Below are 13,981 nucleotides of genomic sequence, written 5' to 3' on the forward strand. Positions count from 1 at the left end.
AGAGCGAGTCTCTGTGGCGAGGGGCTAAATCCCCTCGCCACAGGATCAAGCCTGACTCGAGTTCGTTGGCTATCTGGCCTGCTTAGTCAAACATCGCCCGCGCTTCTTCGATATCCGCGCACCGGGCCTTGTTGTCCAGGTCGATGCCCAGCTTCCTGAAAGCCGGAACCGCGAACAGGTCGACCTGGCTGAGGGGGTGGTCGGTGCCTTTGTAGCAATACAGCGCCGCGATCTGCACCAGGTCGACGTAATCGATGTGCTTCGAATCCCGAGTGAAGTCCAGATACAACCCCGGAAGCTTCACCAGTCGCTCTGGAAATTCCCAGACACTGAGCAACTTGTCTCCCAGCACCGGGTGAATCGTTTCAATGACATGGTTGAGGCTGACCGGATCCGACAGCAGTTCATTGTTGTCTTGGGCATAAGTCAGGATCGGCAACACGCCGATCTGGTGCACCAACCCACCGAGCGCGGCCTGGTCGGGCTTGAGTTGGGTATAACCGCGGCACAATGCATAGCTGACGCCGGCGATCTCCAGGCTCTTGCGCCAGACCTCGCGCATCTTCTGTTCCACTACGTCGGAGCGGGCATGGAATATCTGTTCCATGACCAGACCGATGGCCAGGTTGCTGCTGTAGTTGACCCCCAGCCGAGTGATGGCTGTATGCAGGTCGGTGACTTCCTGGGTAGCACGCAGCAGCGGGCTGTTGACCACTTTTATCAAGCGTGCCGAGAGCGCCGTGTCGCGGCCGATCACTTTGCTCAGGTTGCTGACGCTGATTTCCGGGTCTTCGGCGGCCCGGCGAATCTGCAGGGCCACTTCCGGTAATGTTGGCAGAACCAAGTCATCGTTATCGATGGCCTGTACCAAATCCCGTTGGACCTTATCCGCCAAATCGCTCATTTCGGTTCTCTAGGGTGTTGCGACAAATGCTGCGATCAGCGCTGGATTTCGCGGTCACGGTCCAGCTCGTAAGGCAGGTCCAGCAACTGCAAGACCGGGCCCTCCAAATCACCGAGATGAAGATTGCCATCCTCTGCTGCTTCGGCCTGCAACACTGCCAGCAGTTCAATGTTTCGCTCGGCACGAGCGGCGATCACCACCTCGCCGATGGAACTGCTGTGAGTAGGTGAGAATAGCGCGGTGCCGGGAGCCGGCAATTCGCTGGCGTCCAGTTGCAGGCGATACAGGCGCCGCTTGAGCTTGCCGAGGTACTGCATGCGGGCGACGATTTCCTGGCCGGTGTAGCAGCCCTTCTTGAAACTCACGCCGCCGACGGCTTGCAGATTGAGCATCTGCGGGATGAACAATTCGCGGGTGGCCGGCATGACCTGGCCGATCCCTGCGCGGACCTGGCCCAGCAGCCACAGGTTCAAGTCCGCCTCGGTCAGTGTCGCGCGCAGCCGTGACGCCAGCGTCTGTGCCTGCCCAGCGGGGGCCCACAGTTCGGCGCGACCGGGGGAGACGCGGATGGCGATCAAGGATTCATGGCGAGCCACGCTGTCGGTGTCGGCCGGCAGCTCGAGGCCCAGGCCGGTCAACGCTGCATCGGCGTTTTCCAGGCCGAAGCGGACCCAGGCGGCACTTTCATCGGTTAGTTTGGATTTGGAGAAAACGGCATATTTTTTCAGGTCGGCCAGCTGTGGTTCGAGCAACTCGCTGGCCATGGCCATCAGCACGCCATCGCCTTCAAGCAGGATGCGGAAACTCGATTGCATCCGGCCTTTCTGGGTGCAGCGCGCGCCGAGGCTAGCCCGGCTGTCGCTCAGGTAGTTGAGATTGCAGGTCAATTGGCCTTGCAGGAATTTGCCGGCATCCGCGCCGCGGACTGCGAGAACGCCTTCGTGGGACAGGGTGCAAAAAAAAGCGGAATCAGCCATGGGTCATCGCAGGGTAAAAAGTCTGGTGGACATCATAAGGGGACGCCCTTGAAATGGGTAGTTCACAAAGGATCGGTGATGCCCGACCAAAGCCGTCTGTTCCACCGTGGCGGGGCCTGTATACTTGCGCTCTATTTGAGGAGCGCTCCATGGTCGAAGATGTTGAACTCAATCGCCTCTACTGGCACAGCCGCCGCGGCATGCTTGAGCTGGACGTGTTGCTGGTGCCGTTTGTGAAAGAGGTTTACCCCCATCTCAATGAAGTGGATCGTGCCTGCTACGTCCGTCTGCTCGAATGCGAGGATCAGGACATGTTTGGCTGGTTCATGGAGCGCAGCGAATCCGAAGACCCGGAGTTGCAGCGCATGGTTCGGATGATCCTGGACCGTGTCCAGCCCAAGTAGTCGCTTCGAATGCCGCTGGCATGCCTCCGGGCACTTGCTGGCGGCCTATCTCCTGGCCCAGGTGTTCGCCCTGGGTGCGTTGTTTCTGTTGTCTGTCCCGTTCTGGCTCGCCGTGCTGGGTATTGCGCTGTGCCTGGCTCATGGCGCCTGGACGATACCTCGACATCTGTTGCTGAGTCATCGCCGAGCCTTTTGCGGCTTGCGTCGTGATGCCGCAGGCTGGCAGCTCTGGAACCGGGCCCGTGGCTGGCAGCCGGTGCAGTTGCGCGCCGACAGCCTGGCCCTGCCAATGATCGTCGTGTTGCGTTTCCGCCTGCCGGATGAATGGTGGGTCCGGTCGCTGTGCGTGCCCCGCGACGCGCTGGCGCCGGATGAACATCGGCGCCTGCGGGTGCGGCTCAGGTTCAGTCGGCGTAGGTGGGCGGCACCAGGATAGTGTCCAGCGCCTCGGGCAACAGGTTCGGGTAGTCGAGGGTGTAATGCAGTCCCCGGCTTTCCTTGCGCTCCATGGCCGAGCGGATCATCAATTCTGCCACCTGGGCCAGATTGCGCAGCTCGATCAGGTCGCGGCTGACTTTGTAGTTACTGTAGAACTCATCGATTTCATCGAGCAGCAGGCGCACCCGGTGCTGCGCCCTTTGCAAGCGCTTGTTGGTGCGCACGATGCCGACATAGTCCCACATGAAACGCCGCAATTCGTCCCAGTTGTGCGCAATGATCACGTCTTCATCCGAATCGGTGACCTGGCTGGCGTCCCAGGAGGGTAGGGCGGTCGGAATGGCGATTTGCGGCAACTGCTGCAGAATGTCTGCCGCTGCCGAGCGCGCATAGACGAAACACTCCAGCAGTGAGTTGCTGGCCATGCGGTTGGCGCCGTGCAGGCCGGTGAAGCTGGTTTCGCCAATGGCATACAGCCCTGGCACGTCGGTACGCCCCCGCTGGTCGACCATCACGCCCCCGCAGGTGTAATGCGCCGCTGGCACCACCGGGATCGGTTGCTTGGTGATGTCGATGGAAAATTCCAGGCAGCGCTCGTACACCGTCGGGAAGTGGCTCTTGATGAACGCTTCGGGTTTGTGACTGATGTCCAGGTAAACGCAATCAATGCCCAGGCGCTTCATTTCATGGTCGATGGCCCGGGCGACGATGTCCCGTGGCGCCAGCTCGGCGCGCGGATCGAAGCGCTGCATGAAGCGTTCGCCGTTAGGCAGCTTCAAGTGGGCACCTTCGCCTCGCAGGGCTTCAGTCACCAGGAAGCTCTTGGCCAACGGGTGATAAAGGCAAGTAGGGTGGAACTGATTGAACTCCAGGTTCGCCACTCGGCAACCAGAGCGCCAGGCCATGGCGATGCCATCACCGCAGGCACCGTCGGGGTTGCTGGTATACAGGTAGACTTTCGCCGCGCCACCGGAGGCCAGGATCACGAAGCGCGCGCCGTAAGTGTCGACTTCGCCAGTGCTGCGATTGAGCACATAGGCGCCCAGGCAACGTTCGCCGTCCAGGCCCAGGCGTTTTTCGGTGATCAGGTCGACCGCGACGCGCTGTTCCAGCAATTCGATATTCGGTCGTTGTCGAGCCTTGGCCAGCAGAGTCTTGAAGATCGCCGCGCCAGTGGCATCAGCCGCGTGAATGATGCGTCGATGGCTGTGACCGCCTTCGCGAGTCAAATGAAACTCGAAACCGCCGTCTTCGGTGCCGGATTGCTCGTCGCGGGTGAACGGTACACCCTGGTCGATCAGCCACTGGATGGCTTCCCTGCTGTGTTCGACGGTGAAGCGCACCGCCTCTGGGTTGCACAGGCCACCGCCAGCGTTGAGGGTGTCTTCGACGTGGGATTCAATCGTGTCGGTGTCATCCAGTACGGCCGCGACACCGCCTTGGGCCCAGAATGTCGAACCGTTGGCCAGGTCGCCTTTGCTCAGCACTGCGATGCGCAGATGCTCAGGCAAAGTCAGTGCAAGGCTCAATCCGGCGGCGCCGCTGCCGATTACCAGAACATCGTGTTGGAACTGTTGGCTCATTTGGAAGGTTTCCGCTCAAAGCGACCCGGGTCGGGGTTGGCGCAAGACATCCGCATCAACGGGTCAGGCAGCCACGCAGCCCACTAGTATATAGAGGGGGGGATCGGCACAATAGCCGGGCATTCATGGCAATGTGAAACCAGGGTGACAGAAAAGCGACACGCTTCGTCGGATCACGATTTGGGTGGATGGGCGATAAGGCGGCCGTTTCGAGGACAGAACGCTGTTTTTCTCGTCCTGGTTGCCCAATGTTCAATTCACAGCGCTATAAATAGTGGGAACTTTTGCCAGGCGCCTACGTTCAATAGACGGTTGTCTGCAAAAGGGAGCAGCGTCGGGTTGGTAGAAGATTTCGATTCGAGTCTTTGCCGTTAGGCCCGCCGACAGATTATTCGCGCAGCCGGGGCATCTCGCGCTGCGTTTTTCGTGCGTGCCGAGATCAGAGCGCGCCGGAAACTTGCTTGAAAGGGGGAGAACTTTTGCGAAAAGCCCGAGTCTATGTTTGCAAGCCCGGTCAATTAGTAATGCAAGCCTCCTTCGAGCTTATCGAGGAGTGTTCATGCTAACCCAGGAAGAGGATCAGCAGCTGGTCGAGCGCGTACAACGCGGCGACAAGCGAGCTTTCGATCTGCTAGTGCTGAAATACCAGCACAAAATTCTCGGGTTGATCGTGCGTTTTGTGCACGACACCCATGAAGCCCAGGATGTTGCTCAGGAAGCCTTTATCAAGGCTTACCGTGCACTTGGAAATTTTCGCGGAGACAGCGCGTTTTACACGTGGCTTTACCGCATCGCCATCAACACGGCGAAAAACTATCTGGTTTCACGCGGCCGCCGGCCGCCGGATAGCGATGTGAGTTCCGAAGATGCAGAGTTCTATGATGGCGATCATGGTCTCAAGGATCTCGAATCACCGGAACGAGCGTTGCTGCGGGATGAGATCGAAGGCACCGTCCATCGAACTATCCAGCAACTGCCTGAAGATTTGCGTACGGCTTTAACTTTACGTGAATTCGACGGTCTGAGTTACGAGGACATTGCGAGCGTCATGCAATGTCCGGTGGGTACCGTGCGCTCCCGGATTTTCCGCGCTCGGGAGGCCATCGATAAAGCCCTGCAACCGTTGTTGCAGGAAAACTGAGACAGCGGCGACAGCCAAGAGAGGAACGCCATGAGTCGTGAAGCCCTGCAGGAATCGCTGTCCGCAGTGATGGATAACGAAGCGGACGAATTGGAATTGCGTCGGGTGTTGAATGCCTTCGACGATGTTGAAACCCGTGAGACCTGGGCTCGTTACCAGATCGCCCGGGCTGTCATGCACAAGGACCTGCTGCTTCCGCGTCTGGACATCGCTGCGGCCGTTTCTGCTGCATTGGCTGACGAAGCCGTACCGGCAAAAGCTTCCCGCGGACCATGGCGCAGCCTGGGTCGCCTGGCAGTTGCCGCTTCGGTCACCGTAGCTGTTTTGGCTGGTGTACGCCTGTATAACCAGGATGAGATTGCTGGCGTGCAGATGGCACAGCAGTCCACCCAGCCTGGCCTGGCTGCTCCACAGGTCAAGGGCCCGGCGGTACTGGCCGGTTATAGCGAAAGTTCGGAAGCTGCAGGTCCAATGGTCAACGGTGTTCTGCAAGGCCAACCCGGCTGGCATGATCAGCGTCTGCCCAACTACCTGCGTCAGCATGCCCAACAGGCTGCCTTGAAGGGTACCGAAAGCGCGCTGCCTTACGCCCGTGCTGCCAGCCTGGAAAACCGTTAAGGAGGAATATTGCGCGCCATACCTCTATTCACGCTTTTGCTGGGTGGCTGGTGTGCTGTTCCAGCCTATGCCGGTGATGCTCAAGATTGGTTGAATCGTCTGAGTCAGGCCGAGCAGCAGCAAAGCTTTCAGGGCACTTTCGTTTACGAGCGCAATGGTAGTTTTTCTACCCATAACATCTGGCATCGTGTCCAGAATGGCAAAGTCCGCGAGCGGTTACTCCAGCTCGACGGTTCGGCACAGGAAGTCGTACGCATTGATGGCTATACTCAATGCGTCAGCGGCTCCCTGATCGCAGGACTGGGCAATACGCCTGATGGCACCGCGCGTGCGCTCGATCCGCAAAAACTCAAAAATTGGTATGACCTTGCTGTCATTGGCAAGTCGCGCGTGGCCGGGCGTCAAGCGGTCATTGTGTCATTGACGCCCAAGGACCAGCATCGCTACGGTTTCGAGCTGCATCTGGACAAAGAGACGGGCCTGCCGCTCAAGTCGTTGTTGCTCAACGACAAGGGCCAATTGCTCGAGCGCTTCCAGTTCACTCGCTTGAACATTGCAGAGCCGTCAGACGGCGAATTGCAAGCCAGTTCCGAGTGCAAGGCGGTCGCGCAGGAGCCGGGTACAGCTGCTGCGGTCAAGGCTGCCTGGCACTCGGATTGGCTTCCGCCTGGTTTTGAATTGTCCAGCAGCACTGCACGCAAGGATCCGGACACCCAGATCCAGGTCAATAGTCTGATGTACGACGATGGCCTGGCTCGCTTCTCGGTGTTTCTGGAGCCGTTGAACGGCGCTACCGCTACCGATACCCGCACTCAGCTTGGCCCGACGGCTGCTGTCTCCCGTCGCCTCACGACGCCTCAGGGTGAAATGATGGTCACGGTGGTCGGCGAGATACCCATCGGGACAGCGGAACGGATTGCGCTCTCCATGCGATCCGATGTCACGGCTACTCAATAGTGCTGCTTGGGTGGTTCGATTGCGCAAGAGGCTGATAACGCCAGGGCTTGATCGAGATGCCGAAATTTTCTGTCAGCATTTTCATTTGCAAAACTTCAGGTTTTTTTCTATAGGTCAGAGCCGCTCGGCTCTGGCCTTGTCTGTTCCCGGAACAAAAATACCGGCGTATCTTGCCTTGGTGTTTCTTGCTCCATATCGCTTAACCATGCTCGTCGTAACGGGAGCCGTATGTCGATACCACGCTTGAAAACCTATCTCTCTATTTTTGCCACCGTGCTGGTGCTCGGTCAGGCCGTGCCTGCGGTGGCGGTCGAGTTGCCTGACTTCACTCAACTGGTCGAGCAGGCTTCCCCAGCGGTGGTGAATATCAGTACCACCCAGAAGCTGCCGGATCGCCGGGTGTCGGATCAACAGATGCCCGACCTGGAAGGTTTGCCGCCGATGCTGCGCGAGTTCTTCGAGCGCGGCATGCCGCAGCAACCGCGTTCACCCGGCGGGGGCCGTCAGCGTGAAGCCCAGTCCCTGGGCTCGGGCTTCATAATCTCGCCCGATGGTTACATCCTGACCAACAACCATGTCATCGCCGATGCTGACGAAATCCTGGTGCGCCTGGCTGATCGCAGTGAGCTCAAGGCCAAGCTGATCGGCACCGACCCACGTTCCGACGTGGCGTTGCTGAAAATCGAAGGCAAGGATCTGCCGGTACTCAAGCTGGGCAAATCCCAAGACTTGAAAGCCGGCCAGTGGGTGGTGGCCATCGGTTCGCCGTTCGGCTTCGACCACACCGTGACCCAAGGCATCGTCAGTGCCATCGGTCGCAGCCTGCCAAATGAAAACTATGTGCCGTTTATCCAGACCGACGTGCCGATCAACCCAGGTAACTCCGGTGGTCCGTTGTTCAACCTCGCCGGTGAGGTGGTGGGCATCAACTCCCAGATCTACACCCGTTCGGGCGGGTTCATGGGCGTGTCCTTCGCCATTCCGATCGATGTTGCGATGGACGTCTCCAACCAGCTGAAAAGCGGAGGCAAAGTCAGCCGCGGCTGGCTGGGCGTGGTCATCCAGGAAGTGAACAAGGACCTGGCCGAGTCGTTCGGGCTGGAGAAGCCGGCTGGTGCGCTGGTGGCGCAGATCCAGGAAGGTGGGCCGGCTGCCAAGGGCGGCCTGCAAGTGGGTGACGTGATCCTGAGCATGAACGGTCAGCCAATCGTCATGTCCGCGGACCTGCCGCATTTGGTCGGCGCCTTGAAGGCTGGTGCCAAGGCCAATCTGGAAGTGATTCGCGAAGGCAAGCGCAAGAACGTCGAATTGACTGTCGGTGCCATTCCTGAAGAAGGCAAGGAACTCGATTCGCTGTCTAAGTCCGGTGTCGAGCGCAGCAGCAACCGCCTGGGCGTGGCCGTGGCCGAACTGACCGAAGAGCAGAAGCGGACCCTGGAGCTCCAAGGTGGTGTAGTGATCAAGGAAGTGCAGGAAGGGCCTGCCGCTTTGATCGGCCTGCAGCCGGGCGACATCATTACGCACCTGAACAACCAGGCAATCGGTTCCGCCAAGGAGTTCACCGATATTGCCAAGGCACTGCCGAAGAATCGTTCGGTGTCGATGCGGGTTCTGCGTCAGGGGCGTGCGAGCTTCATCACCTTCAAACTGGCCGAATGACCGGTTAGCGGCTCAATAAAAAACCGCCTCGACAGAGGCGGTTTTTTTGTGCGCGATGAATACTCAGCCCATCATGTCCTTGACCATGCGCTCTTGCTCCATGAGCTCTCGTTGTCGCGCATCGATGCGTGACGACAGCGGGAAGTTGGTGCCGGCACGGCGTTTGGCGAAGTCCAGTTGCTGGATCGCCTGACGGTAATCGCCTACCAGGGCGAAGTACTCGGCACGCGCCTGGTGCAAGCCGATGATATTGCCCGACAGCCCACGGGTCTCGGCCACCATGTACCAGACGTCAGGGTCGTCCGGACGGGTCTTGAGCAGGTTCTCCAGAGCCTTCTCGGCGTCGGTGGGGCGGTTCTGCTTGAGCAACAGGTCGACGCGCACCTGATTGAGCGGATAGTTGCCCGGGTATTGGCTCAGCATGCGGTCGACGCGAGATTGCGCGTCGGCCAGCTTGTTGCTGGTGATGTCCAAATCAACCTGGGCCAGGTTGTAGATGATCTCGTTGGGCGATTTGGCCAGCAGCGGTTTGAGATTCTCCCGGGCTTCATTCAACTGGCCACCCTTGATCTGCGCAATCGCCAAGCCATAACGGGCCACGTCGTTCTTCGGGTTCTCATCCAGTTGCGCCCGGAAGCGCTTGGCGCCCAGGCCAGGTGTTTCTTCATAGATCAACTGGACTCGGGCGCGAATCAGTTGATAGCGCACGCTGTCCTCGATGCCACCCGGTTTGGCCTGTTCGGCGCGGTTACGGGTGTCGGCGATCCGGGATTCGGTCACCGGGTGAGTCAGCAGGAATTCGGGCGGTCTGGCATCAAAACGATACTGGCGCATCAGGCGTTCGAACATGGTCGGCATGGACCGCGGATCGTAGCCGGCCTTTTCCAAGTTCTGGATGCCGATGCGGTCGGCTTCCTGTTCGTTCTGGCGCGAGAAGCGTCGTTGTTCCTGGATGGCGGCCGCCTGGGTCCCGGCAATGGCCGCGATCCCGGCGTCACCGCCACCGGCGGCGGCAATCACGATGCCGGTCAGCAACGCCGCCATCATCGGCACTTGCATGCGTTGCTGGGCCTCGACGCCACGGGCAAAGTGGCGCTGCGACAAGTGCGCCAGTTCGTGGGCCATGACTGAGGCGTATTCGCCTTCGGTCTGCGCATTGAGGAACAGGCCACCGTTGACCCCGACGATTCCGCCGGGGGCGGCGAAAGCGTTGAGCTGAGGGCTGTTGATCAGGATGAATTCCAAGCGTCGGTCATTGACCTGGCTGGTCTCGACCAGCTTGTAGACGCTGGACTCGACGTAGTCCTTGAGCTGTGGGTCGTTGAGCTGTGAAACCTGGCTGCGCAGCAGGGCCAGCCAAGCGCGCCCCAACTGGTGTTCCTGTTCCGGTGAAACGATGGCAGAACTGGCATCGCCAAGTGACGGCAAGTCGTCGGCGAAGCCCGGTGAGGCAAGCAGGCAAGCGAGCGTCAGCAGGGTGGGGCGCAGAAATGTCATGCACGGAGCCTTAGTCGACAAAGACCCTACTGTAGCCGGACACCGGGCGCGGGACCAGATATTCTAAGCCGCTCAACCACTGCTGCGGAGTGAACCGATGACCGATGCTGTAGCCCACGATGCCGAATTGGACGCCAGCGGCCTGAATTGCCCGCTGCCGTTGCTCAAGGCCAAGCTGGAACTCAATCGCCTGGCCAGCGGCGCGGTGCTCAAGGTGACCGCGACGGATGCGGGCTCCCAGCGGGATTTCCGCACCTTCGCCCGACTGGCCGGTCATACGCTGCTGCATGAAGAAGACGATAACGGCGTCTACCGTTACTGGCTGAAGAAAGCCTGAAAAATCGACAGTGTTTCTTAAGGATTTTTAATGTTCAAAGTGTTACGCGACTGGATCCAGCGCTACTTCTCCGACGAAGAGGCTGTGGTGCTGGCAGTGCTGCTGTTCCTGGCCTTTACGGCGGTCCTTACCCTGGGCGGAATGCTGGCGCCGGTGCTGGCGGGGATGGTGCTGGCGTACCTGATGCAAGGATTGGTCACGACGCTGGAGCGCTTGCGGTTGCCGGGTGCGGTGGCGGTAGGCTTGGTGTTCGCCCTGTTCATGGGCTTGTTGTTGGTGTTCATCGTCGTGATCGTGCCATTGCTCTGGCACCAGTTGGTGACTCTGTTCAACGAGTTGCCGGGGATGCTCGCCAAATGGCAGTCCGTGCTGTTGCTGCTGCCCGAGCGTTACCCGCACTTGGTGTCCGACGAGCAGGTGTTGCAGGCCATCGAAGTGGTGCGCGGCCAGATCGGCAAGTTCGGCCAGTGGGCGCTGACGTTTTCGCTGTCCAGTTTGCCACTCCTTGTAAACATCATGATCTACCTGGTGCTGGTACCGATCCTGGTGTTTTTCTTTCTCAAGGACCGGGAAATGATCGGGCGTTGGGTCCGTGGCTATCTGCCCCGCGAGCGAGCGCTGATTACCCGGGTAGCCCAGGAGATGAACCGCCAGATCGCCAATTACATTCGCGGAAAAGTCATTGAGATTTTTATCTGCGGCGCGGTGACTTATGTCGGTTTCGTGGCCCTGGGCCTCAATTACGCCGCACTGTTGGCGCTGCTGGTGGGCATTTCGGTGGTGGTGCCCTATGTCGGCACCGTCGTGGTAACCGTGCCTGTGGCGTTGATTGCGCTGTTCCAATGGGGTTGGAGCGACCAGTTCATTTATCTGATGGCGGTCTACGGGATCATCCAGACCCTGGATGGCAACGTGCTGGTACCGCTGCTGTTCTCCGAGGCGGTGAACCTGCATCCGGTGGCGATCATCTGTGCGGTGTTGTTGTTTGGCGGGTTGTGGGGGTTCTGGGGGGTGTTCTTCGCGATTCCCCTGGCGACGCTGTTCAAGGCGGTGCTGGATGCGTGGCCGAGCAAGGAGCCGATTGTGGCACCGTTGCTGTAGCGGATGCTTATGGCCTCATCGCAAGCAGGCTCGCTCCCACTTTGAGTCTGCGTGGTGGCATAGAACCCTGTGGGAGCGAGCCTGCTCGCGATAGCGCCAGAGCAGGCAACGAAAACCTCAGGCCTTGTTCAGCGCCTGAGCCGCCGCCAACACCGCATCCACATGCCCAGGCACCTTCACGCCACGCCATTCCTGGCGCAGCACGCCGTCCTTGTCGATCAGGAATGTGCTGCGATCAACACCCAGGTACTCCTTGCCATACAGCTTTTTCAGCTTGATCACGTCGAACAACTGGCAGACGGCTTCGTCCTTGTCGCTGATCAGCTCGAAGGGAAACTCCTGTTTGCACTTGAAGTTCTCGTGGGACTTGAGGCTGTCCCGGGAAACGCCGAACACCTCGGTGTTGGCGGCCTTGAACTGCGCATACTGGTCCCGAAAACCCTGGCCTTCGGTGGTGCAGCCCGGGGTGCTGTCCTTGGGGTAGAAGTAGATCACCACCTGCTGGCCTTTGAGGGCGGCGAGGCTGATGGTCTGCCCGCTGGTGGCGGGCGCCTGGAAATCGGTAACTGGCTGGTCGACGGCAACGGCCATGAACGCTTCCTTACATTGGGTTTTGTGGGCGCCACGGTTCGATCAGTGCATCCAGGTTCATCGCATCGGCGAAATCCAGGAACTGATCGCGCAGCCAACTGATCTGGGTGCCGGCCGGCAAGGTCACGGTGAACGTGGCGTTGAGCATGGTGCCGCCGGTCTGCGGGGCCTGGTAGGTGTCGCACGTCAGGTTTTCCAGCTCGACCTGATGGTCCATGAAAAACTGGCACAGCTCGTTGATGATGTCCGGCCGATAGGCCGAACTCACATAGGCCACGTAGGGCAGGGCCTGGGGACGGTTCTCCAGGGCGGCGCTGCGCACGACGTTGACGGTGAAGGCGTGTTTCTTGGCCAGCACCGGCAGGCTGCCTTCCAGGCGGGCCAGGGCGTCCCAGCTGCCGGAGATTTCGAGCACGAGTGCACTGCATTCGCCATGGCGGGTCAGGCGAGAGGTTACGACGGCGCAGCGATTTTCATGGCTGGCGCGGCACAGGACGTTAGTCAGCTCCATGGGGTTGGCGCCAAGGGCACTGATAACAAGGAATTGTTCGCGGACTGTGGGGGTGGACATGCAGCATTCCTAAAGCGATGAGCGGTCGGTACTTTTGCAGCTCGACACGGCGTCAGGCCCGGATAAACGAACGGCTCAAGCCCTGGGCCTGGGGTTGCGCTGCGTTCCGAGGACGACGGGAACGCACCAGGACAAACGCAGGATCGGGGCTTGTGGCGACGAAAACGGAGGCTGGGAACCGGTGAATGAGCTTATCAGTACCGATCAAAGCATGAAGGGTAGCGAAAACCATCGCCAAGGGGAATGGTAGTTCGCTTGTACAAGCATCTTGGCGCCAGTACCATTACCGCTCTCTTTTTCCGGCAGGAGCGGTTTCATGATTGCGGGCAGTATGGTGGCACTGGTCACACCCATGGATGCACAAGGGCGTCTTGACTGGGCCAGCCTCAGCAAACTCGTGGACTTCCACCTTAACAACGGCACCCATGCCATTGTCGCTGTCGGTACCACCGGCGAGTCGGCAACCCTCGATGTCAACGAGCATATCGAAGTCATCCGTGCCGTGGTCAAGCAGGTCGCCGGCAAGATTCCTGTTATCGCCGGTACCGGTGCCAACTCGACCCGCGAAGCCGTCGAGCTGACCCGCAACGCCAAGGAAGCCGGCGCCGATGCCTGCCTGCTGGTCGTGCCGTACTACAACAGACCGACCCAGGAAGGCTTGTACCAGCACTTCAAGCATATTGCCGAAGCGGTCGATATCCCGCAGATCCTCTATAACGTTCCCGGCCGCACCTCCTGCGACATGCAGGCCGAGACCGTGATTCGCCTCTCCACCGTCCCGAACATCATCGGCATCAAGGAAGCCACCGGCGACCTGACCCGCGCCAAAGCCATCCTCGATGGCGTGAGCAAGGATTTCATCGTCCTTTCCGGCGATGATCCGACCGCAGTCGAGCTGATCCTGATGGGCGGCAAGGGCAATATTTCCGTCACCGCCAACGTCGCGCCGCGCGAAATGGCCGACCTGTGCGAGGCCGCGCTCAAGGGCGATGCCGAAACCGCAAGGGCACTCAACGAAAAACTGATGCCGCTGCACAAAAACCTGTTTCTCGAAGCCAACCCGATCCCGGTGAAGTGGGCCTTGGTTGAAATGGGCTTGATGCACGAAGGCATCCGCCTGCCACTGACCTGGCTGAGCACTCCTTGTCACGAACCGCTGCGGCAGGCCATGCGCCAGTCCGGCGTCCTGGTTTAATTGAGGAA

Annotated in this window: 15 protein-coding genes; 9 read left to right on the forward strand and 6 right to left on the reverse strand. The window is 59.7% G+C overall.

The window, feature by feature from the left end; all coding sequences use genetic code 11:
• Nucleotides 1–82: 82 nt before the first annotated feature.
• Together J9870_RS07155 and J9870_RS07160 are read right to left on the reverse strand one after the other, a co-directional pair.
• On the reverse strand, nucleotides 83–904 hold the full coding sequence (locus tag J9870_RS07155; RefSeq protein ID WP_210643291.1) for an HDOD domain-containing protein: 822 nt from the start codon (nucleotides 902–904) through the stop codon (nucleotides 83–85).
• 35 nt (nucleotides 905–939) lie between these two features.
• Complete coding sequence (locus tag J9870_RS07160) at nucleotides 940–1,881, reverse strand: folate-binding protein YgfZ (RefSeq protein ID WP_210643292.1); 942 nt, start codon at nucleotides 1,879–1,881, stop codon at nucleotides 940–942.
• 149 nt (nucleotides 1,882–2,030) lie between these two features.
• Here J9870_RS07160 and J9870_RS07165 point away from each other — a divergent pair, with 149 nt between their 5' ends.
• A complete protein-coding gene (locus J9870_RS07165) occupies nucleotides 2,031–2,285 on the forward strand; it encodes a succinate dehydrogenase assembly factor 2 (RefSeq protein WP_003184348.1) in 255 nt (84 codons plus the stop codon).
• Nucleotides 2,269–2,721, forward strand: a complete 453-nt coding sequence (locus J9870_RS07170) for a protein YgfX (protein WP_210643293.1) — start codon at nucleotides 2,269–2,271, stop codon at nucleotides 2,719–2,721. The genes J9870_RS07165 and J9870_RS07170 overlap by 17 nt, the downstream gene beginning before the upstream one ends.
• On the opposite strand, the gene nadB is transcribed toward J9870_RS07170, so the two are convergent.
• Nucleotides 2,690–4,306, reverse strand: a complete 1,617-nt coding sequence (gene nadB / locus J9870_RS07175) for an L-aspartate oxidase (protein ID WP_210643294.1) — start codon at nucleotides 4,304–4,306, stop codon at nucleotides 2,690–2,692. The genes J9870_RS07170 and nadB overlap by 32 nt on opposite strands.
• A 559-nt stretch (nucleotides 4,307–4,865) precedes the next feature.
• On the opposite strand from nadB, the gene rpoE reads away from it, so the two are divergent.
• The 4 genes from rpoE (at nucleotide 4,866) to J9870_RS07195 (ending at nucleotide 8,681) form a co-directional block, all read left to right on the forward strand.
• Nucleotides 4,866–5,447, forward strand: coding sequence for an RNA polymerase sigma factor RpoE (rpoE, locus tag J9870_RS07180; protein WP_003172477.1), 582 nt, complete (start codon nucleotides 4,866–4,868; stop codon nucleotides 5,445–5,447).
• 30 nt (nucleotides 5,448–5,477) lie between these two features.
• The gene (locus J9870_RS07185) at nucleotides 5,478–6,065 is read left to right on the forward strand and encodes an RseA family anti-sigma factor (protein ID WP_210643295.1); all 588 of its coding nucleotides are present in this window, start codon (nucleotides 5,478–5,480) and stop codon (nucleotides 6,063–6,065) included.
• 9 nt (nucleotides 6,066–6,074) lie between these two features.
• The gene (locus J9870_RS07190) at nucleotides 6,075–7,022 is read left to right on the forward strand and encodes a MucB/RseB C-terminal domain-containing protein (protein ID WP_210643296.1); all 948 of its coding nucleotides are present in this window, start codon (nucleotides 6,075–6,077) and stop codon (nucleotides 7,020–7,022) included.
• 228 nt (nucleotides 7,023–7,250) lie between these two features.
• Nucleotides 7,251–8,681 (forward strand): DegQ family serine endoprotease, encoded by a 1,431-nt coding sequence (locus J9870_RS07195; protein WP_210643297.1) that lies wholly within the window; start codon nucleotides 7,251–7,253, stop codon nucleotides 8,679–8,681.
• A 63-nt stretch (nucleotides 8,682–8,744) separates the two neighbouring features.
• Here J9870_RS07195 and J9870_RS07200 read toward each other — a convergent pair whose 3' ends face one another.
• Nucleotides 8,745–10,178: a M48 family metalloprotease gene (locus J9870_RS07200; protein WP_210643298.1), complete on the reverse strand. Its 1,434-nt coding sequence runs from the start codon at nucleotides 10,176–10,178 to the stop codon at nucleotides 8,745–8,747.
• Nucleotides 10,179–10,275: 97 nt separating this feature from the next.
• Here J9870_RS07200 and J9870_RS07205 point away from each other — a divergent pair, with 97 nt between their 5' ends.
• Both J9870_RS07205 and J9870_RS07210 read left to right on the forward strand, forming a co-directional pair.
• A complete protein-coding gene (locus J9870_RS07205) occupies nucleotides 10,276–10,515 on the forward strand; it encodes a sulfurtransferase TusA family protein (RefSeq protein ID WP_210643299.1) in 240 nt (79 codons plus the stop codon).
• Between the two features lie 30 nt (nucleotides 10,516–10,545).
• Nucleotides 10,546–11,616: an AI-2E family transporter gene (locus J9870_RS07210; RefSeq protein WP_210643300.1), complete on the forward strand. Its 1,071-nt coding sequence runs from the start codon at nucleotides 10,546–10,548 to the stop codon at nucleotides 11,614–11,616.
• Nucleotides 11,617–11,733: 117 nt separating this feature from the next.
• Here the strand turns inward: J9870_RS07210 and J9870_RS07215 are convergent, their stop codons facing one another.
• Both J9870_RS07215 and J9870_RS07220 read right to left on the reverse strand, forming a co-directional pair.
• Nucleotides 11,734–12,207 carry a peroxiredoxin gene (locus tag J9870_RS07215; protein WP_210643301.1) on the reverse strand — a complete coding sequence of 158 codons (474 nt, stop codon included), beginning with the start codon at nucleotides 12,205–12,207 and terminating at the stop codon, nucleotides 11,734–11,736.
• 10 nt (nucleotides 12,208–12,217) lie between these two features.
• Nucleotides 12,218–12,778 (reverse strand): glycine cleavage system protein R, encoded by a 561-nt coding sequence (locus J9870_RS07220; protein WP_210643302.1) that lies wholly within the window; start codon nucleotides 12,776–12,778, stop codon nucleotides 12,218–12,220.
• A gap of 316 nt (nucleotides 12,779–13,094) precedes the next feature.
• Between J9870_RS07220 and dapA the strand changes: the two genes are divergently transcribed.
• On the forward strand, nucleotides 13,095–13,973 hold the full coding sequence (gene dapA / locus J9870_RS07225) for a 4-hydroxy-tetrahydrodipicolinate synthase (protein WP_210643303.1): 879 nt from the start codon (nucleotides 13,095–13,097) through the stop codon (nucleotides 13,971–13,973).
• The last annotated feature ends 8 nt before the right edge of the window (nucleotides 13,974–13,981 follow it).

Source organism: Pseudomonas sp. Tri1, assembly GCF_017968885.1.
Taxonomy (GTDB): Bacteria; Pseudomonadota; Gammaproteobacteria; order Pseudomonadales; family Pseudomonadaceae; genus Aquipseudomonas.